Below are 20,726 nucleotides of genomic sequence, written 5' to 3'. Positions count from 1 at the left end.
TCACCCCTCGCCGTGCGAGGGATCAATCGGCGTGTTGTCGCGTGAAGCGGCGAGCTTCGTGATATCGAGCTCGACCGTCTCCAGATCAGTATCCGGACGGTCACCGACATTCGCCGACGGGCGTCGAAGAACCGCAATCGGGCGCCGAGGCGCGCGCTCAGGGATGCTCTGGTCGGCGGCGGCGATGACGTCGACAATGTCGAGGCCCACGGAGGTGCACACCGAGTCGAGCTGATCGAGCGTGAAGACCTTCTTGCCCGCGAGTGCGCGGGAGAGCTGCGACGCCGAAATGCCGGCGGCTTCGGCGACGCGCGCTTGTGAGGTGGCGCCGCGCGCGATGGCTTCGGTGAGGATGCGCCCGACCTCCTGGCTCAGTCGGCTTGGGAGGGCATGGGCTCCGGTAGGCATGTGCCAATACTGGCAGGTGGGCTTGCCATTTGGCAAGAAGAGACGCACCATTGCCATATGGCATCGAATGGCATGAGCGCGAAGGCGGCCAAGGTCGTCCGCAAGGCGCTCGAAGATCAGAACCGCACCCAGGAGTGGCTGGCAGCGGCGACGGGAATCCCGATGCGGACGCTCGCCCGCCGTCTCCATAAGACGAACCCCTCGGACATGTCCCTCGAGGAGCTCGACGTGATCGCGAGTGCGCTCGGGACGGACGTGGTGTCGCTCCTCGTCGCCGCGCGCAAGCCGCAGTCGCAGGCGAGGGCAGCGGCGTGAGCGCGACGAAGCCTGCCCTGCTCACGCCCGATGACGTCGCCGCGCGGTGGAGCATCCCGAGGCGCCACGTCCTCGAGCTCGCCCGCCGGAAGCAGGTCGCGTCGATCAAGGTCGGGCGGTACGTGCGCTTCGAGCAGGCCGCCGTCGAGCGGTACGAGGCGAAGCAGCGAGCAGAGGCCGCCTGATGGCTCTCCTCGTCGCGGCCATCAGCCTGCTGGTCGCCGTGTGGTCCTTCACCTGGTGCTGCGTCACCGGGATCTTCAACACGACCTGGCTGCTGTTCGGCTTCGCCGGCCTCGTGTTCATCCTCGCGCTGGCCGTGCACTCGTGCCGCCACGACCCGAAGCCGACTCCCAGGACTCCCGACCGCGCGTAGCGGTCGCCACCACCACGTAGAAGCGCCGACCCGCTGGCACGGATCGGCGCTGGAAAGGACACAGCCATGTCCCTCGAGAAGCAGACTACCGTTTCCCCTCCGAAGCCCGCGAGCGATGCCGCCCGGGCGGAGGAGATCCTCACATCGCTCCGCACCCGGTCGCCGCAGGACGCCCGCGAGACCGCGCAGATGGTCGCCGTGGCCGTCGTCGTGCTCGTCGGCGCGATGGCTGCCGCGTTCATGGGGGTGAGCATCTGATGCTCCCCGCACGCACGTTCGACCCGGGCCCGGCGATCCTGTCGCAGATCACGGGTGACGACGCCCGCGCTCGCCGCAGCGACCCGGGGACCTCGCACGCCGCGGCGGACTCGATCAGCGCCGAGCACCTCGAAGCCTCCGAGCAGGAGGTCCTCACGATCCTCGCGGCCGCCGACGAGCCGCTGACGGACCAGGCGATCGCGAAGCGCCACGTGCAGCGCGCCTGGCAGCTCGACGGCGTCCCGCTGTGGACCGACGAGCGGATGCGCACCGCCCGCGCGCAGCTGACGAAGAAGGGCGCCGTCGTCCAGGACGGGCACGGCAAGACGGAGAAGGGGCGCAGGGCGATGGCCTGGCGTCTCGCGGGAACGGAGACGGCATGACCATGCAGACGATCACGACCGCGACGGTCGTAGCGTCCTCGCAGGATGACGAGGATCGCTGGCACGAGGTCCGCGGCACCGGCGTCACCGCGTCGCGTATCCACGCGATCGCGAACGGCTCGAAGCGCACCTGGCGGCGTCTCCTCGATGACGACCTCAACGGGTCGACGTTCAAGGGCAACCGGCACACCCGGCGCGGCCACGAGCGCGAGCCGTTCCTCATCGCGTACGTCGAGGACGTCCTCGGCGAGGAGATCCGCGCCGCCGGCGAGCTGTTCGCCGCCGCCGCGAACCCGCGGCACATGGCGACACCGGACGGCGTCGGCAGCAGCTACGGCGTCGAGGCGAAGTCGCACATCTTCGGCAGCGACCTCGGGAAGATCCCCGCCGAGCACTACGACCAGATGCAGTGGGGGATGCACGTCCTCGGATTCACGAAGTGGGTGTACGTCCGCGAGGTGATGGGCGAGGACGGCGAGCCCACCCTGAACGACCCGCTGATGCGGTGGGTCGACCGCGACGAGAAGCGGATCGCCGTGCTCGTCGAAGCCGCCGACGCCTACCTCGCGTGGCGCGACGCCGGAGCGCCCGACGAGGACGACGACCTACCCGACGACTTCGAGGACGTCGTCACCCCGTGGCTGGCCGCCGTCGCCCGCCGTGACGCAGCCGTGGCCGCCGCGAAAGCGCTCGAGGGACGCGTGCGCGCGCTCATCTCCCGCCGCGACGACGCGGAGGAGCGCGGCTGGAAGCCCACGAGCACCGTCGGCGGGTTCACATACTCCGTCACCACCAAGCAGGTCCTCGACGAGGACGCGTGGAAGACCGCCGAGCCCGACGGGTACGCCGAGGTCGTCGAGCTCCGCAAGCGCCTCGCCGAGACCGAAGCCGCGGCCGCCGCGCTCTACACGAAGACCACCGCGACGCGGCGCCTGCTGCCCGTCCAGCCCAAGGGAGAAGACCAGTGAGCACCCCCACCACCGACGACGTCGCGCAGACCCTCGCCGAGTACGAGCGCCTTGCGATCGAGACGGGAGCGCGCGTCCAGATCGACCCGCCGGAGTTCTGGTCTGGCCTCTCGGTCGACGAGTGGGCGCCGTACTGGCTCGGCACCACGTCGCCCGCGATGATCCGCGCGACGGTGCACCGCGACGGCGTCCCGACGACGGTCTACGTCTCCTGGGACGAGTCGCTGCCCGCCGAGGAGTCGTGGCGCGAGCTGTGGCAGCGGAAGCCCATGAAGCTCGCCGGCGCCTACGCCGCGCGCGCCGCCCTCCGCCGCGCGTTCCGCGACGCCATCGGGCAGCGCCGCGAGCCTGACGAGATCGACCACGCGCCGACTTCGACCGCGACCGCGCCGGCCGCCGACGCGGAGACGTACGAAGCCGCGATTGCCGCGGTGTCGACGCTCGACGAGCTCGACGCCCTGCACCGCAAGATGAAGGGCGCACGCGCCGTCACCGTCCCGCTCGACCGCGCGCTGCGCGCCCGCCGCCGCGAGCTCACCGACGCCGCATGGGAGGCGCCGACGGCGTCCGCTGCGCAGGAGCCCGAGTCGGCGACCGCCGAGGCATCCGCCGCGCCGGCGCCCGAGCGCGCGAAGGCGAAGCGCCGCACTCGGAAGCCCCGGCCGCCGCGTGAGGAGCGGGTGCAGACCGGCACCTCTGTCGAGGCCGCCATGCGCGAGGCCCTCGCTCGACGTGACGGAGAGCAGCGATGAGCGGGATGCCCGGCACGCAGACCGTGCGCACCGTGCGGATCAAGTCGCGCGTCACGGCCACCGTGACGGCGACGGTCAAGGTCACCGACCAGCAGGTGCGCGAGTGGCTCGGGATCGACGGGGACGAGGACATCGACTGGGAGTCGGTTGAGGAGTTCGCACTCGAGGAGACCGACGAGAGCCTGTTCGACCTCGACTCGATCGACATGTGGGACAAGAGCGAGGTGGAGCTCCTGAAGACGGAGCGCACGCACGTCGCGCCCGCCGAGTTCGTCGCGCTCCCCGGGATGGAGGAGCTGTGAGCGCCGTCGACCCGCGCACAGGTGAGATCTCCGAGGAGGAGACCGCGCTCGTCCCGCTGAACATCTCAGGCCTCAACGAGGACGAGATCCTGCAGCTGCTGCCGACGCCGCGGCAGGTCGCCGGGGCGATGCTCATCGCCCGCGAGCGTCTCGCGAAGGCCCCGGCCGCGCTCGACACCCTCTCCGGCGAGCTGAAGAAGGCCAAGCGCGACCTCATCGTCGCCCGCGCGCTCGCGTTCTCCCGCTACCGCAGCGAGGGTTGGTCCCTCGGTGACGCCCGTGCGCTCGTCGACAGCGACGAGAAGGTCTCGGCTGCGCGCGAGGCCGCGGACGACGCCGAGCTGCGCCTCGAGTACGGCCGTGAGCTGCGGAAGACCCTCGACAAGGACATCGACCTGCTCCGCAGCTTGAACGCCAACTACCGGGCGGAGCACGGGTCATGACGATCAAGGCCACCTCCACCCCGGCGCGGACGCCCAGCTTCGTCTGCGACCGCTGCGGCGGACCCCGCGGACACCGCAACAACCGCAAGACCCGGCTCTGCAGGCCGTGCGTCGACGTCCTCACCCCCGAAGAGCGAAAGGCGTGGGAAGCATGACCACCACCACGATCGACGCGCGCGACATCATGGTCACGCGCGAGCTGAAGGTGTCCACCCCTGACCTCGGATGGCTCGCCGCCGGCATGCTCGCCGCGGCCGCCGAGGGCGAGGTGTACGGCGTGCGCCAGCACGCGCACATCGTCGCCGAGGGCCTCACCGCGATCGCCGAGTCGACGGACGGCTACCGCCTCCACCAGATGCACCTGTCGCTGCGCGAGCCCGTGGAGCGCATCGAGGCGGTCATCCCGCGCGACGTGCTCGTGTGGGCCAAGCGCAACGTGCGCACCTTCAAGCCCAAGCGCGACAGCCTCATCGAGCCCGTCGCGTCGCTGCTGCTCGCCGTCCCCGCCATCCAGGACGAGAACAGCATCGCCGGGTGGGTGTCCGCGATCTACCGCGAGTGGGACGACGACACCGCCCCGTCGGCGCGCTTCGACGCGCCCCTAGTAAAGGACGCCTACCCGCACGTCGAGCGCATCATCGACCAGGCGCGCGCCGCCGAGCCGACGATGCCGCACCCCATCCAGCTCGCGTTCATCGCCGACGCGCAGAACCTCGAGACCACCTTCACCGACCCGCCGGTGATCCAGTTCACCGCCGGGCCCAAGGGCAAGCCCGGGCCCGCGCTCCTCGACTTCTGGGAGAGCGGCAATCTCCGCGCGACCGCGCTCATCCAGCCCAGCAGCGGCGACGGGGGCGACGAATGAGCGCCCGGAGGCTATTTCTCGGAGGCCTGTGCCGCGCTCAGCTGCTCGTTCACCAGCCGCGAGTAGGTGGACTCGATCTTGTCGACACTCAGAGAACCCGCTGCCCAGTCGGTCAGGACCTGCTGAAGCGCGTTCATCCTGCGGCCGACTCCGCCCGGTCGGTCATCGTCGCCGACGGGAACGGAGTCGGTGAGCAGGTTTCGAATCGGTGCACGCTCACCATCAGCGAGCTCGAGCAGCAGACGCGCGGCGGCTCGTGCCCGGCGCTCGAACGCCGGGAAGACGCTGTCGCTCTGCTTCCCGGCGATGCCCAATCCGACTGCGTTGTTCGCAGCGAGCAGTTCAACGATTGCGTCGCGACGCCGGATTGCTGCCTCGTCGCTCCTGCGGCGGCGGTCGGCCCACGCATCGCGCACCCAGGGAAGCAGAGCCGAGCCGAAGAAGGCGATCACCGCACCAAGAACGACTGCCCATCCGTTGTCCATGCGTGCACCCTATCGGTCTGCTTCGACGCGCCCGAGGTGACCCCGTGACAGTCTCTGTGGGGACGAAGCGCCAGGTGATCGCGCGCGACGGCGGGTTCTGTCTGCTCGCGCTTCCGGGGTGCCTCGGGGAAGCGCAGACGACGGACCACCGCGCGAACCGCGGCTCGGGCGGCTCGCCGGTCCTCGACCACCCCGCGAACCTCATCGCCGCGTGCACGCTCTGCAACGGCGCGAAGGCCGACGCCCGCTCGCTCGTGCTCCTCGACCTCGAGGAGCGCGGGCTGTGGATCCGGAAGGCCGCGACGAACGAGGAGACGCTGCAGCGCGCGAAGGAGACGCCCGCGGAGGGCCTTGATGGGCAGCGGTGGTTCCTCGTGTCGGCGACGTCGCGCGTGCACGCGTCGAAGGTCGGCGGGGCGGTGCCGTTCTGATGGCCGGCATGCCGCAGTACGCGATGACGTACGTCGTCTACTGGCCGCGCGAGGAGGTCCTGAAGGTGGGCCGCACGTGCCAGTGGGCGCGCATCGACATGATGACCCGCTCGGGAGGGCACGTGCTCGTGCTCGCCCGCGGGACGGACGCGACGTGGGAGGCGGAGGCCCTGCGGATCCTTTCCGCCTGGTTCCCGCGCGCATTCCGCAACGAGGACGACGCCCGGGACCTGCTGTTCCTGGGCCGCGGTTGGTCGGAATGCTTCACGGTCGACGAGCACCACTTGCAGCTCGCCGTCGACCTGTGTTTCGAGGGATTCGCGAAGGGAAACGACCAGGGTGTCAACGAGGAAGCAGCGGATGATCAGCGGCGCGGATCTCGAGTTCCGGGGCTACCTGCGTGCGCCGCACGAGGCGAAGCCGACGGCGCTGGGCCTGTGGACGAAGTCGACGGACGTGTTCGGGCGTCGGGAGTGCGTGCCGGAGCTGATTGCGGGGGAGATCTACCCGGGGCAGGACGCGACGGATCGCGTGGAGACGCATCTGCTGATGCTGCAGGAGTCGGGGTTCCTGACGCTGTACCGGGCGGACGGGTCGGAGTGGATCCAGCTGGTGCGGCCGCTGAAGGCGGACACCCGCGGGGCGCCGGACGACTGCCCGCCGCCGCCGGTCCAGGACTCTCCATGGGATCCCATGGCTATGGGGGGAGCGAGGGAGCGGGCGGCGGCGAGAGCGGGCGAGCGAATGCGTGCCGAGCAGGGCGTGCGGGCGAGCCAGTGGGCGACGTGGGCGGATGGGCAGGAACGCCGGCCGGAACCGCCTCGACGTCCGCTGCTGCTGGATGCTCCGCCCATCGGATGTCCCGACCACCCCAACGGCAGGTACCAGGACTGCGGTCCCTGCGGCACCGCCCGGCGACGTCACGACAGGTGGGTAGCGGAAGCCAGGTACGGCGAGAAGCTCACCGACTACGAGCAGGCGGTCGGCGACGACGAGCCCTTCTGACGCCGTCTCACGAGGGACGGGGCGCGCCATGAAGGTGACCGTCGACCTCGACCCGCGGGACGTGTGGCGCATCCAGGAGAAGGCCGAGCAGCTCGGCGTGAGACCTGGCGACGTGCTCCGCGACGAGATCGCTCTGCAGCGCCGCTCCCGGGACATGCGGGAGAAGGTGCGCGAGCTCGTCGAGGCGGGCCTGTGCGACGCCGACATCGCCGCACGACTCCACTACTCGAACGGCTGGGTCGCGGACACGCGCCGAGGGCTCGGCCTCCCAGCAAACCGCCGGTATCCGGCACGAACAGACAGGAAGACAGCATGACGAAGAACATCGAGACGGTGCCCATCGGAGACGTCGCGGTCGGCGACCGCGTCCGGTTCATCCCGGGATCGCGCGAGAGCGCCTGGTGGACCACGACAGCCCGCAACGACGAACACGTGGTCGCCGTCCGCCAGGCAGCCTTCCACCCAAAGGGCATCGTGGAGTACACGATCACCGGGCATCTCGAATCCAGCTACAACGGCCAGGGGCCCGGGGTAGTGCGTTCGTCGCTGAACACGCTCGGCGGCGGATGGGACCTGGAGGGTCGCATCGATGAGGGGTCGCAGGAGATCCTCGACGAACTCTCGGAGGGCCGCTTCGAGCTGTCGATGCGACGCGTGGCCGGCGTGGCGCGCATCGATCGGGAGGTCCGCTGATGGCTGGCGAGACGATCATCACCGTCGTCGGCAACCTCACCGCCGACCCGGAGCTGCGCTACACGCAGAACGGCCTCCCGGTGGCGAACTTCACGATCGCGTCGACTCCGCGGAACTTCGACCGGGCGTCGGGGGAGTGGAAGGACGGAGAGGCGCTGTTCCTGCGCGCGTCGGTGTGGCGGGAGTTCGCGGAGCACGTCGCCGGGTCGCTGACGAAGGGCATGCGCGTCATCGCGACGGGCCGCCTCCGCCAGCGCTCGTACGAGACGAAGGAGGGCGAGCGCCGCACGTCCATCGAGCTCGAGGTGGAGGAGATCGGCCCGTCGCTGAAGTACGCGACGGCGCAGGTCACCCGCGCGGCCCGTCAGCAGGGGCAGGGCGGCCAGCAGAGCCAGCAGAGCCAGCAGCAGCAGTCGCAGGCCCCGCAGGAGGACTCCTGGTCGACGCCGAGCGGTGCGGGGGGATGGGCGGGCGATGACACGCCGTTCTGAGCCGAAGCAGGTGCAGGGCCGGTGCTGCGCGGCGTGCAAGGTCCCGTTCCCGTGGTGCGGGAACCCGGTGTGCCGGTGCCACGCCCGCCCGGCTGTGCAGGCCGCGGCACGGTCGCAGCAGCAGGCCGGGGAAGCGATGCGGGCAGAGATCAACGCGAGCAGATGGGGAAGACGATGACAGATCAGGTGCAGTTCGAGCTGGGCTTCCGGGCACATCCGGGGCAGATCGTGTCGGGCGTGCGCGGCAAGCGATTCATCGAGGAGCCGGAGAGGGCGGCCACTCTGCCCGAGATCCCGCCGCAGTTCGAGCAGATGACCGGGGACTACCCAACCGTCTCGAAGCGCGCGGTCGAGCTGAACGAGGCGCAGACGCGTTCCGGCTTCCAGCACTGGATCTTCTTCCCTGAGACGATCTCGAAGGACGGGGCGAGGTATGGCGCACGAGCGTGAATGCGTGCGGGGCTGCGTGAAGCGGGGCGAGCACTTCGCCGGGTGCTCGAACTACGGCCGCGCACCCGTGGACGCCGAGTGCCGCGGGTGCGTCCCGGTGGAGGCCCGTGAGGGCGCGCTGATCTGCGACCGCGATTACCGGCGGCTCCGCAGGCTGCTCGACGACGCCCCGGACCTGATCGGCCTGATCCGCTCGAAGGCGGACCCGTCGAAGTCGGGCTGGAACATGGACCGGGAGATCGTGGGCGGGTCGCGTGCGGATCTCGCGCCGGCGCCCGTCGACGCGGATCTCGTGGACGCCGGGGAGCAGCTGACGTCCCGCCTGGCGGAGTGGTCGCGGTTCCTGAGGCATGGCGTCGCGCCGCTGCACCGGGCGCCGGGCCTCGCCCCGGGCGCGGGCGCCGACGTCGCGCATGCTCTCGCGCGCGAGTACGCGGTGGATATCCTCGACCGCCTCGACGACGTCGTGAACGACCGCGACAACGTCTTGGCGCTGTGCTCGTGGACGCTCGACCAGTGGATCCACGACGAGCTCGACCGGTCGGAGGAGGACCGGTCGTGGACGCTGACGCGCGCGCTGAACCGGTGGTCGCTGGTCGAGCGGGCGTGGTGGGCGGCGCAGCCGTGCCCGAACGAGGACGGGATGGGCGGGTGCGGGCTGAAGAGCGTTCGCGTGTTCCCGCCTCGCACGCCCGCCGGCCGCACCCGGTTCGTGTGCCAGTCGCCCGCGTGCGACTGGGAGCGCGACGACACGGACGACGACGCCCCGTGGGCGCTGATGTTCTCGCACCGGATGGGACAGCCCGGGTTCGTGCCCGAGGAGCCCCTCGAGGACGTCGCATGAGCTGGGCGAGGGACCGGCACGAGCAGATGCTCGTCGCCGAGATGGAGCAGAGGGTGACCCTGGCGGACGTGGACGACGCCGAGCTCCCCGGACACGACGACTGGCGAAAGGACTGACCATGAGCGACGACTACACGCCGAGCCTGGACGAGGTGCGCGGACTCTACATCGCGCACAACTTCCGAGAGTGCTTCGAGAAGCCTGGCCCCACGCAGTCGAAGGAGGAGTGGGGCGCAGAGTGGGATCGCATGATGGCCGCGCACGATGAGGCCGTGCGCGCCGAGGAGCGCGAGAAGGCCGCGGCGAACCTTCGATGGCTGGCCGACGCGCGCGCCGAGTACGACCACGAGGCGACACAGCGTGAGGCTCACGCGGCGCGTCTTCTCGCCGACATCATCGACGGTCAGAACGACGCGAGTGGCTGGCTGCCGTCGTGGCGGTGGGACGAGTGGGCCGCCCGGATCGGGGGGCAGGGGGAAGGGCGATGACGGCGCAGACGATCGACCATGCGGCCGAGGCGGCGCGTCTGGTGGAGGTGGCGAACGAGAAGGGCGACATCCGCGAGGCGGAGGTGGCGGTCGCGGCCGCGCAGGTGCACGCCACGCTCGCGCTCGCCGCAGCCCAGCAGCCGGCGCCCGTCGACCACGCGGCCGCGGACGCGCTACGAACGGTGGTCGCCGCGTGGAGCGTGGAGGGCCGTGACCCGGTGACGCATCACCGCGCGCAGGGTCAGCTGCGCCTCGAGTGGCCCGTGCTCGCGAGAGCGCTCGACCACGTCGCACGCTTCACCGCTGGCCAGGACTACGGGCAGCGCAGTGGCTGACGGCATCCCTGGCTGGCTGTCGGTGGAGGAAGCGGCCGAGCGTGTGGGGAAGGACAAGCAGACGATCCGCCGGTGGCGACGAGAGGGGAAGCTGCGCACCCTGCACGGGCTGATCCACGCGGACACGCTGGTGCAGGTCGACGCCGAGCAACGTGACCGGCAGCACGGGCCGAAGAAGCGGGTGCACATGGATCTCGTGATCGACGGCGTGAAGGTCGGCACGGTGGCCTTCAACCCGGAGACCGGAGGCCTGACAGGCACAGTGCGGAAGGGAGCGCTCGACGCGCGGTGAGGATCGTGTGCGTCGCGCGCGCGCGCCTGATACGCTAGACGTAGTCGAGAGCTGGGCCCGGGAGGAATCCCGGGCCCTTCCGCGTATCTGGGTGCATCGCACCGCGCGGGCTCGGCGTTAGTCCTGACGTGGGGCGTCAACGGGCCGCCATCATCCAACCGAACCAGCAATGGCTCGCGCGATCGACCTTTCACCCGAAGGAAACCGGAGCGGCTGAGACGGCGTCACTAAGGCCGCGCTCGAACGGACCCTGCGCCCCACGTCATCTCCTAGAGCTGGTCAATCGCGAGGAGGATCAGCGAGAGCGTCGAGGTGGTCAGCAGGATCCACTGGTGGAGGCGCTCGCGGGCGGGCATCAACGGCACTGCCATGTTCATGGCGATGTCCACGTCCCGGTAGGTTGGGCGCCTCGCGTGGATCCCGTTCAGGGCGAGCAGCTCGCGTTCGTACTCCTCCTGCTTCGCGGACACCTCGTCGTAAGTGAGGTCGTGCGCTCTGGCTCGCGCGAGAAGACGCTGATGGTTCGCCTCAAGCCTTGGGGATATCCGGCTTCGGACTCTGTGCTCGTGCGCTGCTCGTGATTGCTGGATCAGCACCGAGCCGGCGACGAAGAGTCCGCCCAGCGTCGGGATGAGCGCAGCCAAGAGCGATAGCACTTGAGCAGAGTATCGAGGTGCAGGGTGCGGGTGCCGGGCTCACCCAATGCTTCACGGTCGTGCCCTCGCCTAGACACTCGCACGCGCGAGCCGAGCACGCCGGGAATCATCGTCCGAGGGAGCGCAGCATGGGGAGCCACGCGGTCCGGGATGGCAAGGGCCACCGCGCCTATCGACGCCGGCAGGCCGCGCTGAAGCGCCGCACCGCGGTCGAGGACCTCCCGTGCGGGTATGGCTCCACCCACGGGTGGGGGTGTGGGAACTCGATCGACACGACGCTCCCACCGACCCACAGCCTCTCCTTCACCGCGGACCATGACGAACCGCTCGCAGGTGGGGGGAAGCTGCTGGGCCCGCTCGTGCCGATGCACCGCAGCTGCAACAGCCGCAAGAGCGACCATGCCGCTGTCGAGATATGGAGCGCCAGCTGATTGGTTATCCGTCCGCTGGCGTCACGATGGGGGCAGTCTCAACTGGTCGGCGCACTGCCGTCGCGATCGTCGGGCAACTGCGAGCGAAGCTCCTCAAGAGGGGCCTTCCAGTGGCTCATTATGTCGATACCCTCGAGCAGACGGCCTGAACCGCGCTCAAGTGACTTCGACGGACGGTCGAGCAACTTAGACATCTTGCGGAGGTTCTTCGTGCTCGTCTGGTACTTCGCGATTCCAACAGCCCCAGACTCGGCCGAATCGACCAAGCCCAGTGTCGAAGTGATGAAGCCGCCAGCCTCCGCGATATCCTCATCGCCATTCTGCAATCGCTGAATCCCGTACCGGATCATCGCGTCCAGCTGGCGGACGTCAGCGAGAAACTCGTTGGCGCGCTCCTCAAGTTCGATGCCTGTGGGCTCGATCGCTTCCGCGAGCTCCTTCACGATGAGAAGCCGCCCGGCGAAGCCTTTACCTTTGGAATCGGACTGCTGCATCTTCTCCTGCGAAATGACCGTCTGTGCGCTCACATCGCTGATCAGCACGTTCGCTTCCTCCAGCACTTCAGCGATGTGGTGCATCGCAGCCTCGCCCTCGGCCAGCATGTCCAGCACTGCGGGGTCATCGGACTCAACGGACCCCTCATCCTCCGCCGCCGACTTGCTGGCGTCCGCGCGAACCTTCTCGGGGGACGCGGACGGTGCGTCATTGAATACCAACGTTGCCCTAAGCGCAGAGCCTCCACCCTCGAGGGCTGCCTTGAGTGCTTCGGATAGTTCCTTTCGCGCTGCCACCAGACCGGCCTCAGTGCGCTTGAACTGGATAGTGCGGATCGTCGTTACATCGAATGGGAGCTGGCCGTACTCTCCCACCTGGATTGTGATCTTGCCAGCCCGTGAGTGCCGCAGCCCAAGCTCGTACATCACGTTGGGATTCGCATGGCTCAGATCCGCGATGACTACGTCCGCGTCGCGCAGGTAGGTGAATATCTGGTCGGGAATCTCACCGGTCTCGGTGATCTTGTCCGATCGCACGGGCGTGAGCCCGAACTCTTTGCAGGCGGGTTCGAACACCTCTTCCCACATCTGGCCAGATTCCTCGTAGCGTGCGCGGCCAGGTGAGCCGACGGGCTCAAGTCGATTCCCGATCGGCGAAATGATGAAAGCGGTCAGCCCGCCGCTCACCGCATGACCCTCTTGCATGAAGCCTCCTCGCGTCGCGTTATCGGTCAGGCTAGCCGGTGGTGGACAATCGCCGCTCGCGTTCCCAAGAGTCAGACAGTCGCCCAGCCACCCGGCCTCTGCTCCCCGTGATGGTGGCGTCTCTCGGCCGTGGTCTCCCTCATGACTGTTCCATCAAGCGCTGTTGAGAGGCAGGTGGAGTCTCTAGTGCTCCCGGCACGCGTCGCGGCTCGCCTCATAGACATTGCTCCGTCCAACACCGGCGTTCTCGAAAAATTCGGCGACGCCGGATCGCTGCCAGTCTCCCGCGCGGTCCTGGCGCCTCTCTCCGCGGGTGAATTCGACGATGTGGGGGAATTGCAGGGGGTGGGGTGAATGGCACGGCCCAAGGCACCCTGTGGCACGGATGCGGCGTACCGCCGACACCTCCGGAATGACGAGCCGATCGACGTTGCCTGCCGTCAGGCGCACACGGAAGCCCAGCGAGCGCGACGACGCTCGCCTGCCGCCGCTCCAGCGGTTACAGCGACCGTCGTCGCTACCCCCGAGGCCGACGGCGACGACATGAAGCTGATCGTCGACACGCTGCGGTCGGCGTTCAAGGCGGTGGCCGAGAAGGACCCCACGAAGCTCGCTCCGATCGCGCGCGAGTTCCGCGCTGCCGTCGCTGAGGCGTCCCACTCCTCGGGGGAAGCGCCGAAGGAGCTGAGCCTTGCTGACCAACTCGCCGCAGCTCGAGAAGCTCGGGCTGCAAGAGCCCAGAGTCAGGGCGCTCCCTCTTAGCCGCGTCGACTCGCTCCTCGACGACGTCCTCGATATCTGCGACCTCGCGTCCATCCGGTGCGACCCGTGGCAGGAGGGCGGGCTCGAGGCTGTGGCGTCGATCGACACCGACGGCCAGTGGGCCGCGACGGAGTTCGGCATCCTCGTCTCTCGCCAGCAGGGCAAGGGCAACATCCTTCTGCCCTACGAGCTCGCGCACCTGTTCCTTTGGCCGCGCGAGGACGGCGCGCCGAAGCTGATCGGCCATACCGCGCACGAAGGCGTCACCGCCCGCGAGGCGTTCCGCCGGGCTCGCCGCGCCATCCTCGCCTCGCCGATCCTCCGCGCCGAGCTCGTCGGCGGCGGCAAGCAGACCGCGCAGGGCGTCACCGGGATCTCCACCGGCAACGGCAACTGGTCGATCGAGCTGAAGAACGGCAACCGGCTGGTGTTCTTCACCCGCACCGGGTCCGCCGGAGTCGGCCTGTCGTTCGACGTGCTGATCGTCGACGAGGCGCAGCACTCGCCGCTGACCATCCTCGAGGCGCTGCTCCCGACGACGGACGCCAGCCCGAATAAGCAGGTGCTGTTCACCGGCACGGTCCCGAAGGAGGACCAGGACGGGGAGTACTTCGAGGGCCTGCGCGACCGCGGCCGCAAGGGCGGCTTCGAGCGCACCGGATGGATCGAGCACACCCCGGTCGGGTCAGACGACCCGGACACCGCTGAGAAGATCGATCTCGGCTCGCCGCAGACGTGGCGCGAGGCGAACCCCGGTCTCGGGATCCGCCTCGCGTGGAAGACCGTGCAGGACGACTGGGACCGGATGGGGCAGACGAGCCCCGAGGCGTTCGCCCGCCAGCGCTGCTCGATCTGGCCGAGCCGCCGCCAGGCGGCGGCCGAGAAGCTGTCCGAGCTCGACATCGAGGTCTGGAAGCGGCACGCGCACGAGGACGCGGGCGTGGTCGGCGACGGCGTGGTGCTGTCCCTCGCTCTGGGCCGAGGCGGCGGGTACGGCACGATCGCCGCCGCCGTCCGCGTCGACACCGAGTCGATCGCCGTCGAGCACCTCCACACCGAGGCAGGCACACGGTGGATAGCGCCGAAGCTGAAGGAGCTGAAGGCGCAGTACGGCAACGCGCTCGTCGTGCTGGATGCGAAGAACGCGGCCGCCGTCATCGGAGCGCTCGACGCCGCGAAGATCAAGTACCTCGCGATGAACCTCGACGAGATCGCCGCTGCGCACACCTTGTTCATCGAGCACGTGAACGCGGGCCTTGTGCCTCACCGCAAGCAGGACGAGGTGACGAAGTCGCTCGAGCTGGCGACGACGCGGAACATCGGGCGCGCCGGCGTGACATGGGAGCAGTCCGACCCAACGAAGCCCGTCAGCCAGGCGCAGGCCGTGACGTGGGCGCTGTGGGGCGTACTCAAGTCCGAGGCTTCCCCGAAGAAGTCCACGCCGCCGCCGCCGAAGGCAGCGGTACTGACGCGCGGCGACGTCGCTCGTGACGAGATCGACCTCGCGACGGTGAGGTTCTGAAACGAAGGAGGCTGCCGTTGTCTGAGCTCGGATACCAGGCGGACTCCGGACTGGTGACGTGGGGGTCGCTGCTCGCCGAGACGCACGAGACGAACCCGGACCTGCAGTGGCCGAAGTCGATCGACGTGTTTGACCGGATGCGGCGCGAGGATCCGCAGGTGAAGTCGGTGCTCCGCGCGGTCACGCTCCCGATCCTCCGCACCGAATGGGCAATCGACGGCACCGGATGCCGTGACGAGGTCGTGGAGCACATCGCGAACGACTTCGGCCTGCCGGTGAAGGGGAAGCCGTCCGTCGCGCCGCTGCGCACCAAGGGACGGTTCTCGTTCAAGGAGTTCCTGCGCCTCGCGCTGCTCGAGCTCGTCTACGGGCACTCAATCTTCGAGCAGGTGTACCGATTCGACGAGCGCGGGCGGGCGCATATCGGCAAGCTCGCCTGGCGGCCCCCGCGCACGATCTCCAGCATCGACGTCGCGAGTGACGGCGGCCTCGTCGCCGTGAAGCAGTACGGGCGCCTGGGCAGCGCCGACGTGGAGATCCCAGTCGACCGGCTGGTCGTGTTCGTGAACGAACGCGAGGGCGCGAACTGGGTCGGGGAGTCCCTGCTGCGTTCGGCGTACAAGATGTCCATCCTGAAGGACCGGGTGCTGCGCATCCAGGCCCTGACCGCGGAGCGGAATGGTCTCGGCCTGCCGGTGGTCACGAGCGCACCCCCTCCCGAGGGCGAGTCCTTCGAAGAGATCGTGAAGTGGCTGGACGAGCAGATCAAGGCCAACCTGAAGCTCGCGAAGGATGCGCGCGCCGGCGAGGCCGCAGGGGCGTCCCTCCCTCACGGGGCCACGCTGCAGTTCGTCGGCGTCACCGGGAAGCTCCCCGACACCGACGGCCCGATCCGGTACTACGACGAGCAGATCGCCCGTGCGGTGCTCGCCCACTTCCTGAACCTCGGCACCGAGACCGGGTCGTGGGCGCTCGGATCCACGTTCGCGAACTTCTTCACCGACTCGCTCAACGCCGTCGCACAGCACATCGCCGAGGTCACGAACCAGCACGTCATCGAAGACCTCGTCGACCAGAACTGGGGGACGGCGGAACCCGCTCCGCGGCTCGTCCCCGCCGCGATCGGCGAGCAGCAGCAGGTCACAGCCGAGGCGATCAAGGCGCTCATCGAGTCCGGCGCGGTCGTCGTCGACGCCCCGCTGCGCGCGCACGTGCGCGACAAGTACGGGATGCCCGTGGAAGACCCCGCGACGGCACAGACACGAAGCGCCGAGGAGGCTGCAGCATGACGGCGAACACACCCGCGCGGGACTGGTTCAAGATCCAGGCGCGCGCATCCGACGATGCCGAGGCGCCAGCCTCCGCCGACGTCTACATCTACGACGAGATCGGGGACCGCTGGTACGGCGGCGGCGTCGGCGCCCGGTCGATGGCGCAGCAGCTCGACGAGCTCGACGTCGACACCATCTACCTGCACCTGAACAGCCCCGGCGGTGCGGCGTGGGACGGCATCACGATCATGAACTCCCTGCGCCGCCACCGGGCGCGCGTGGAGGTCATCGTCGACGGGCTGGCGGCCTCGGCTGCGTCCGTGATCGCGATGGCCGGCGATCACATCGTGATGAACCGCGGCTCGCAGATGATGATCCACGACGCCTCCGGCGGGGCGTGGGGCAACGCGGAGCTGATGGAGGAGACGGCGTCGATCCTCCACAAGCTGTCCGACTCGATCGCCGACGTGTACGCCGCCCGCGCCGGCGAGGACCGCGCGCACTGGCGGGCGCTCATGCGGGCCGAGTCCTGGTACACGGCCGAGGAAGCGGTGACCGCCGGCCTCGCCGACGAGTGGGCGGATGCGCCCGCGGCGGCCGCCGCAGGCCCCGTGCCGACCGCGCGCTTCGACCCGACCGTGTTCTCTGCTGTGGCGCGCGCGAACGCTCCGCGGGTGGAGATCCCCGAACTCCCGGTCTCGACCGAGCCGGGTACCCCCAACCGAAAGGACGAAGCTGTGGCTTACAGCGACCTTCAGGCTGGTCTCCGTGAGCGGCTCGGTGTGACCGATGCCGACGCCTCGGACGAGACGCTGCTCGCGGCGCTCGACGAGACCCTCGCGGAGCAGCCCGACACCACCACCACGCCCACCGCGTCGACGACCCTGCCCGAGGGCACCGTCGCCATCGACGCCACGGTCCTCGCCGAGCTGCAGGACAACGCCCGCCAGGGCGCCGAGGCTCGCGCCGAGCAGGACCGCACCCGCCGCGACGGCATCGTCGCGACCGCACTGCACGAGGGACGCATCACCGCCGCGTCGCGTGACGCCTGGCGCGCCCACCTCGACAAGGACGAGGAGGGCGCCAGCGTGCTCCTCGCCTCGCTCGCGAAGAACACCGCGGCGCCCGTGGCTGAGATCGGACACTCGGACACCGTGACCAGCGCCGACGACGCCCTCTACGGCGCCATGTACGGCTCCACCGAGAAGGAGGCCTGAGATGGCTGACTACCTGCCCAAGTTCAAGCCCGGCCAGTCCGTCACCTTCACGGCCTCGGCGGACGTCACCGGCGGTCGCCTCGTCGCGATCACCGGCAACCGCACCGTCGGACCCGCAGGTGCCGATTCGGCCGCCGTCGTCGGCGTCGCCGGCTTCGACGCGAAGGCCGGTGAGCGTGTCACCGTGTTCACCCGCGCAGGCGGTGTCCACCCGCTCACCGCGAACGGCGCGATCGCCGCGGGCGCCCAGGTCTCGTCCGCCGCATCCGGCAAGGTCCAGACCATCGGGACCACGACCAACCCCATCGGCCTCGCCCTCGAGGCGGCCGCCGCCGACAACGACGTCATCGACGTCCTGTTCGTCTGAGAGGAGACGCGATGTCGTACACCTACCCGGTGGCGCACCCCACGGGGACGCTCACCACGGAGCAGCTGCACCTGTTCCTGTCCAACCGCAACCTCATCGCCCGCCGCGTTGCGGACATCACGAAGATGCGGTTCATCGCCGACTACCTGCTGCAGGCGCGTCTCGACGCGACCGGCGGCGGCATCTTCTACGAGACCGGCGAGCCGGTGTTCGCGAACCAGGACCCCGAGGCGATTAGCCCCCTGGGCGAGTTCCCCCTCGTCGTGCTCGACGACGGCACCGTCGTGTCGGCGAAGACCGACAAGTGGGGCCTCGACACGATGGTCTCGGACGAGAAGATCGCCCGTCAGGGACGCACCTACGTGGATCGCGGCATCCTGCGCGTGGCGAACACCATCATCCGCTACGTCGACTCGGTCGCCATGGCCGTGATTCAGTCGAAGGTCACCAGCACGCACGCCTCGGACGCGTGGGACACCGCTGGGGCCGCGGTGGAGGCCGCGATCTCGATCCAGGGTGAGCGCGCCGACCTCGGGCTCGGCATCGAGCTCGACACGGTGGTGCTGCGTCCCACGCAGTACGCCAAGGTGATTCGCCTGCTCGTGGACGACAAGGCGCTGCCGCGGGAGGCGGGGGAGACGGCCGTGAACGGCAACCTGCCGGTGAACGCGCTCGGGCTGACGTGGGCGACCACGCCGCACTTCCAGGGCACGAACCCGCTGCTGGTGGACCGTGACCAGCTCGGCGGCATGGCCGACGAGAAGCTCGGCGGCCCTGGCTACGCCTCGGCCGGCTCGTTCGGCGTCGAGACGAAGTCGATCCGCGACGACGACGCCGAGGGCTACAAGCTCCGCGGCCGCCGCGTCACGGTGCCCGTCGTCCTCGAGCCGCTCGCCGGCGTCCAGCTCGTCGGGACGGGCCTCTGATGGCCGCCGCACAGACCGCCGAGCAGAAGGCCGCCGCCGACAAGGAGGCCGCCGAGTCGCAGGCGAAGGCCGAGCAGGAGGCCGCAGCGAAGGCCGCCGAGGAGAAGGCCGCTGCCGAGAAGGCGGCGGCGGACGCCGAGCGGGATCGCGTCGCGGCAGCCGCGGAGGCGGCGTCGCAGCTGCAGGTGATCGGCCCCGTGGCCGTGCTGCCGCTGAAGTCGGGCGGGGAACGGTACGTGTACCGCGGCACCCCCGTCGGCGACGACTACACCGCGGAAGGCGTCAAGCACGCCCAGTCGGTGGGACTCGTCGGCACGCCGAAGAAGTAACGAGAAGGGGGCGATGACGTGATCACGCACGACAAGATCGGGCCGGATGAGGACCTCGCACGCGAGGTGCTCATTATCGCTCGCGGCATCGCCCCCTGCCTCGCCTCGTTCCCAGACGAGTCGGAGCAGCAGAAAGACGCGCTGGCGATCCTGAAGCGCGTGTACAAGGACATCACCGCGCGCGGCTCCCGGTTCATCAAGGGCCAGAGCATCGGGCCCGCGAGAGTCGAGTACGCCGACATCGGATCCGCGTTCGACGGGCAGCCGCGACGCGCCCTGCGCGCGCTGTGCGCGGCAACCGCCGGCGGAACCGCCATCGGGTCCTTCCCCACCGAGCGGCCCACCGCGCGCATGTGGCCGGAGACGTACTGATGCAATTCGCCCACGGCACCACCGTCTACCGGCTGCGGCCGCGGATGATCGACGACCCCTACTCGGACGAGCAGACGCCCGGCGGATGGGACGAGCCCGACGAGCTCCCCATCGATGGGGCGTTCATCGCGCAGTCGTCGACGTCGCGCGTCGGCACCGCGACCCGCACCCAAGCGATCGAGGCGAAGTCGCTGTACTGCGACCCCGCCGCCGACGTGCAGCCCGGCGACCGCATCCGCGCCGACGGCGAGGTGTTCACCGTCGACGGGTTCCCCGCCGCGGACACGAACCCGTTCACCGGCTGGCAGCCCGTCATGGAAGTGCCGCTCACGCGCGCGCTCGGCTGATCGGAGAAACCGCCATGCCACGCAATGGGGAGACCAGCTTCGAGCCGAACCAGAAGTGGTTCGACCAGATCCTCCGTAGCAACGGCGTGGAGCGCATCGTCGACGCCGCCGCAGAGGACACCCTCGCGACCGCGAAGGCCACCGCGCCGGAGGACACCGGCGCCTACAAGGCGGGGCTGCACATCGAGCACGAGGACGGCCGCTACCGGCGCACCGCGCGCGTGGTCGGCGACGACCCGAAGACGATGCTCATCGAGGCGAGGACCGGCAACCTCGCCCGCTCGGTGAAGGCGGCGAGGAAGCGATGAGAGTCACCCCGCCCGACCTCGAACTATGGCTCACCCGCTACGTCCGCGCGGTCGCGGCCACCGAGGGCAAGACCGTCGACGTGACGAACAAGGAGCCCGCCGACCTCGGCCAGCGGCTCCCGCTCGATCGGCCCCTCATCGTGATCCGCGACGACTCCGGCACCCGCCTCGAGTGGACGACGTTCGACCGGTCGATCGGCGCGTCCGTCCTCGGCGGGTCGAAGCGCGCCGACCAGCCCATCAACGACATCGCCCGCTGGCTCGCTGCCGTGCTCTTCGATGACGCCATCGTGCTCGCCGAGAACAGCCCGATCGCGTCCGTCGAATGGGATGGCTGCAACGGCCCCTACGCGGTGGCGGAAGAGCTCGACGTTGCGCGTCGATACATGACCGCGCAGTACGTCGTCACCGGGTCCTGGTGACCCCCGACGAGAGG

35 protein-coding genes are annotated in these 20,726 nt (G+C 69.6%); 31 read left to right on the top strand and 4 right to left on the bottom strand.

From position 1 onward, the window contains the following. The gene (locus QWJ90_RS01490) at window positions 1-459 is read right to left on the bottom strand and encodes a helix-turn-helix domain-containing protein (protein WP_290105819.1); all 459 of its coding nucleotides are present in this window, start codon (window positions 457-459) and stop codon (window positions 1-3) included. Window positions 460-465: 6 nt separating this feature from the next. On the opposite strand from QWJ90_RS01490, the gene QWJ90_RS01485 reads away from it, so the two are divergent. From QWJ90_RS01485 to QWJ90_RS01440, 10 genes are all read left to right on the top strand, one after another. Next, window positions 466-723, top strand: coding sequence for a helix-turn-helix domain-containing protein (locus tag QWJ90_RS01485; protein WP_290105818.1), 258 nt, complete (start codon window positions 466-468; stop codon window positions 721-723). Further along, window positions 720-908, top strand: a complete 189-nt coding sequence (locus tag QWJ90_RS01480; RefSeq protein ID WP_290105817.1) for a helix-turn-helix domain-containing protein — start codon at window positions 720-722, stop codon at window positions 906-908. Before QWJ90_RS01485 ends, QWJ90_RS01480 begins: the two co-directional genes overlap by 4 nt. Further along, the gene (locus QWJ90_RS01475; protein WP_290105816.1) at window positions 908-1,099 is read left to right on the top strand and encodes a hypothetical protein; all 192 of its coding nucleotides are present in this window, start codon (window positions 908-910) and stop codon (window positions 1,097-1,099) included. Before QWJ90_RS01480 ends, QWJ90_RS01475 begins: the two co-directional genes overlap by 1 nt. Window positions 1,100-1,165: 66 nt before the next feature. After that, window positions 1,166-1,357: a hypothetical protein gene (locus QWJ90_RS01470; protein WP_290105815.1), complete on the top strand. Its 192-nt coding sequence runs from the start codon at window positions 1,166-1,168 to the stop codon at window positions 1,355-1,357. After that, window positions 1,357-1,740, top strand: coding sequence for a hypothetical protein (locus tag QWJ90_RS01465; protein WP_290105814.1), 384 nt, complete (start codon window positions 1,357-1,359; stop codon window positions 1,738-1,740). The genes QWJ90_RS01470 and QWJ90_RS01465 overlap by 1 nt, the downstream gene beginning before the upstream one ends. Next, window positions 1,737-2,708 (top strand): YqaJ viral recombinase family protein, encoded by a 972-nt coding sequence (locus tag QWJ90_RS01460; protein WP_290105813.1) that lies wholly within the window; start codon window positions 1,737-1,739, stop codon window positions 2,706-2,708. Before QWJ90_RS01465 ends, QWJ90_RS01460 begins: the two co-directional genes overlap by 4 nt. Beyond that, a complete protein-coding gene (locus QWJ90_RS01455) occupies window positions 2,705-3,460 on the top strand; it encodes a hypothetical protein (RefSeq protein WP_290105812.1) in 756 nt (251 codons plus the stop codon). The genes QWJ90_RS01460 and QWJ90_RS01455 overlap by 4 nt, the downstream gene beginning before the upstream one ends. Then, entirely contained in the window at window positions 3,457-3,762 is a 306-nt protein-coding gene (locus tag QWJ90_RS01450) for a hypothetical protein (RefSeq protein ID WP_290105811.1), read from the top strand. Before QWJ90_RS01455 ends, QWJ90_RS01450 begins: the two co-directional genes overlap by 4 nt. Beyond that, window positions 3,759-4,205, top strand: a complete 447-nt coding sequence (locus QWJ90_RS01445) for a hypothetical protein (protein WP_290105810.1) — start codon at window positions 3,759-3,761, stop codon at window positions 4,203-4,205. Before QWJ90_RS01450 ends, QWJ90_RS01445 begins: the two co-directional genes overlap by 4 nt. Before the next feature lie 151 nt (window positions 4,206-4,356). Continuing rightward, window positions 4,357-5,070, top strand: coding sequence for a hypothetical protein (locus QWJ90_RS01440; RefSeq protein WP_290105809.1), 714 nt, complete (start codon window positions 4,357-4,359; stop codon window positions 5,068-5,070). Between the two features lie 11 nt (window positions 5,071-5,081). Here QWJ90_RS01440 and QWJ90_RS01435 read toward each other — a convergent pair whose 3' ends face one another. After that, on the bottom strand, window positions 5,082-5,555 hold the full coding sequence (locus tag QWJ90_RS01435) for a hypothetical protein (protein WP_290105808.1): 474 nt from the start codon (window positions 5,553-5,555) through the stop codon (window positions 5,082-5,084). Window positions 5,556-5,599: 44 nt separating this feature from the next. On the opposite strand from QWJ90_RS01435, the gene QWJ90_RS01430 reads away from it, so the two are divergent. The 10 genes from QWJ90_RS01430 (at window position 5,600) to QWJ90_RS01385 (ending at window position 10,583) form a co-directional block, all read left to right on the top strand. Beyond that, the gene (locus tag QWJ90_RS01430) at window positions 5,600-5,986 is read left to right on the top strand and encodes an HNH endonuclease (protein ID WP_290105807.1); all 387 of its coding nucleotides are present in this window, start codon (window positions 5,600-5,602) and stop codon (window positions 5,984-5,986) included. A 360-nt stretch (window positions 5,987-6,346) separates the two neighbouring features. Continuing rightward, window positions 6,347-6,991, top strand: a complete 645-nt coding sequence (locus QWJ90_RS01425; protein ID WP_290105805.1) for a hypothetical protein — start codon at window positions 6,347-6,349, stop codon at window positions 6,989-6,991. Between the two features lie 28 nt (window positions 6,992-7,019). After that, window positions 7,020-7,307, top strand: coding sequence for a hypothetical protein (locus QWJ90_RS01420; protein ID WP_290105804.1), 288 nt, complete (start codon window positions 7,020-7,022; stop codon window positions 7,305-7,307). Continuing rightward, window positions 7,304-7,684 carry a hypothetical protein gene (locus QWJ90_RS01415; RefSeq protein WP_290105803.1) on the top strand — a complete coding sequence of 127 codons (381 nt, stop codon included), beginning with the start codon at window positions 7,304-7,306 and terminating at the stop codon, window positions 7,682-7,684. The genes QWJ90_RS01420 and QWJ90_RS01415 overlap by 4 nt, the downstream gene beginning before the upstream one ends. After that, the gene (locus tag QWJ90_RS01410; protein ID WP_290105802.1) at window positions 7,684-8,175 is read left to right on the top strand and encodes a single-stranded DNA-binding protein; all 492 of its coding nucleotides are present in this window, start codon (window positions 7,684-7,686) and stop codon (window positions 8,173-8,175) included. Before QWJ90_RS01415 ends, QWJ90_RS01410 begins: the two co-directional genes overlap by 1 nt. 174 nt (window positions 8,176-8,349) lie before the next feature. After that, window positions 8,350-8,625: a hypothetical protein gene (locus QWJ90_RS01405; protein ID WP_290105801.1), complete on the top strand. Its 276-nt coding sequence runs from the start codon at window positions 8,350-8,352 to the stop codon at window positions 8,623-8,625. A 4-nt stretch (window positions 8,626-8,629) separates the two neighbouring features. Continuing rightward, window positions 8,630-9,469: a hypothetical protein gene (locus QWJ90_RS01400; protein WP_290105800.1), complete on the top strand. Its 840-nt coding sequence runs from the start codon at window positions 8,630-8,632 to the stop codon at window positions 9,467-9,469. Window positions 9,470-9,587: 118 nt separating this feature from the next. Continuing rightward, window positions 9,588-9,956 (top strand): hypothetical protein, encoded by a 369-nt coding sequence (locus tag QWJ90_RS01395; RefSeq protein WP_290105798.1) that lies wholly within the window; start codon window positions 9,588-9,590, stop codon window positions 9,954-9,956. After that, window positions 9,953-10,291 (top strand): hypothetical protein, encoded by a 339-nt coding sequence (locus QWJ90_RS01390; protein ID WP_290105797.1) that lies wholly within the window; start codon window positions 9,953-9,955, stop codon window positions 10,289-10,291. The genes QWJ90_RS01395 and QWJ90_RS01390 overlap by 4 nt, the downstream gene beginning before the upstream one ends. Continuing rightward, entirely contained in the window at window positions 10,284-10,583 is a 300-nt protein-coding gene (locus QWJ90_RS01385; RefSeq protein WP_290105796.1) for a helix-turn-helix domain-containing protein, read from the top strand. Before QWJ90_RS01390 ends, QWJ90_RS01385 begins: the two co-directional genes overlap by 8 nt. A 269-nt stretch (window positions 10,584-10,852) precedes the next feature. Here QWJ90_RS01385 and QWJ90_RS01380 read toward each other — a convergent pair whose 3' ends face one another. Beyond that, entirely contained in the window at window positions 10,853-11,239 is a 387-nt protein-coding gene (locus QWJ90_RS01380) for a hypothetical protein (protein WP_290105795.1), read from the bottom strand. A gap of 128 nt (window positions 11,240-11,367) precedes the next feature. Here QWJ90_RS01380 and QWJ90_RS01375 point away from each other — a divergent pair, with 128 nt between their 5' ends. Further along, window positions 11,368-11,670, top strand: coding sequence for a hypothetical protein (locus tag QWJ90_RS01375; RefSeq protein WP_290105794.1), 303 nt, complete (start codon window positions 11,368-11,370; stop codon window positions 11,668-11,670). A 38-nt stretch (window positions 11,671-11,708) separates the two neighbouring features. On the opposite strand, the gene QWJ90_RS01370 is transcribed toward QWJ90_RS01375, so the two are convergent. Beyond that, the gene (locus QWJ90_RS01370) at window positions 11,709-12,869 is read right to left on the bottom strand and encodes a hypothetical protein (protein ID WP_290105793.1); all 1,161 of its coding nucleotides are present in this window, start codon (window positions 12,867-12,869) and stop codon (window positions 11,709-11,711) included. A gap of 691 nt (window positions 12,870-13,560) precedes the next feature. Here QWJ90_RS01370 and QWJ90_RS01365 point away from each other — a divergent pair. Genes QWJ90_RS01365 through QWJ90_RS01320 form a run of 10 tightly spaced genes read left to right on the top strand, consistent with a single transcriptional unit; the run spans window position 13,561 to window position 20,712 of the window. Then, window positions 13,561-15,153, top strand: a complete 1,593-nt coding sequence (locus QWJ90_RS01365) for a hypothetical protein (RefSeq protein ID WP_290105792.1) — start codon at window positions 13,561-13,563, stop codon at window positions 15,151-15,153. A gap of 17 nt (window positions 15,154-15,170) precedes the next feature. Further along, entirely contained in the window at window positions 15,171-16,442 is a 1,272-nt protein-coding gene (locus QWJ90_RS01360; RefSeq protein ID WP_290105791.1) for a phage portal protein family protein, read from the top strand. Then, window positions 16,439-17,641 carry a head maturation protease, ClpP-related gene (locus tag QWJ90_RS01355; protein WP_290105790.1) on the top strand — a complete coding sequence of 401 codons (1,203 nt, stop codon included), beginning with the start codon at window positions 16,439-16,441 and terminating at the stop codon, window positions 17,639-17,641. The genes QWJ90_RS01360 and QWJ90_RS01355 overlap by 4 nt, the downstream gene beginning before the upstream one ends. A gap of 1 nt (window position 17,642) precedes the next feature. Then, entirely contained in the window at window positions 17,643-18,008 is a 366-nt protein-coding gene (locus tag QWJ90_RS01350) for a DUF2190 family protein (protein WP_290105789.1), read from the top strand. A gap of 11 nt (window positions 18,009-18,019) precedes the next feature. Then, on the top strand, window positions 18,020-18,934 hold the full coding sequence (locus QWJ90_RS01345; protein WP_290105788.1) for a phage major capsid protein: 915 nt from the start codon (window positions 18,020-18,022) through the stop codon (window positions 18,932-18,934). Next, window positions 18,934-19,263 carry a hypothetical protein gene (locus tag QWJ90_RS01340; RefSeq protein WP_290105787.1) on the top strand — a complete coding sequence of 110 codons (330 nt, stop codon included), beginning with the start codon at window positions 18,934-18,936 and terminating at the stop codon, window positions 19,261-19,263. Before QWJ90_RS01345 ends, QWJ90_RS01340 begins: the two co-directional genes overlap by 1 nt. Before the next feature lie 18 nt (window positions 19,264-19,281). Then, the gene (locus tag QWJ90_RS01335) at window positions 19,282-19,635 is read left to right on the top strand and encodes a hypothetical protein (protein ID WP_290105786.1); all 354 of its coding nucleotides are present in this window, start codon (window positions 19,282-19,284) and stop codon (window positions 19,633-19,635) included. Next, window positions 19,635-19,982: a hypothetical protein gene (locus QWJ90_RS01330; protein WP_290105785.1), complete on the top strand. Its 348-nt coding sequence runs from the start codon at window positions 19,635-19,637 to the stop codon at window positions 19,980-19,982. The genes QWJ90_RS01335 and QWJ90_RS01330 overlap by 1 nt, the downstream gene beginning before the upstream one ends. 14 nt (window positions 19,983-19,996) lie before the next feature. Beyond that, the gene (locus tag QWJ90_RS01325) at window positions 19,997-20,290 is read left to right on the top strand and encodes an HK97 gp10 family phage protein (protein WP_290105784.1); all 294 of its coding nucleotides are present in this window, start codon (window positions 19,997-19,999) and stop codon (window positions 20,288-20,290) included. Then, entirely contained in the window at window positions 20,287-20,712 is a 426-nt protein-coding gene (locus QWJ90_RS01320; RefSeq protein ID WP_290105783.1) for a hypothetical protein, read from the top strand. Before QWJ90_RS01325 ends, QWJ90_RS01320 begins: the two co-directional genes overlap by 4 nt. Window positions 20,713-20,726: the final 14 nt, after the last annotated feature.

This window comes from Microbacterium oryzae, from assembly GCF_030406385.1.
Classification (GTDB): Bacteria; Actinomycetota; Actinomycetes; order Actinomycetales; family Microbacteriaceae; genus Microbacterium; species Microbacterium oryzae_A.
This window is presented reverse-complemented; position numbering and strand designations above follow the sequence as displayed.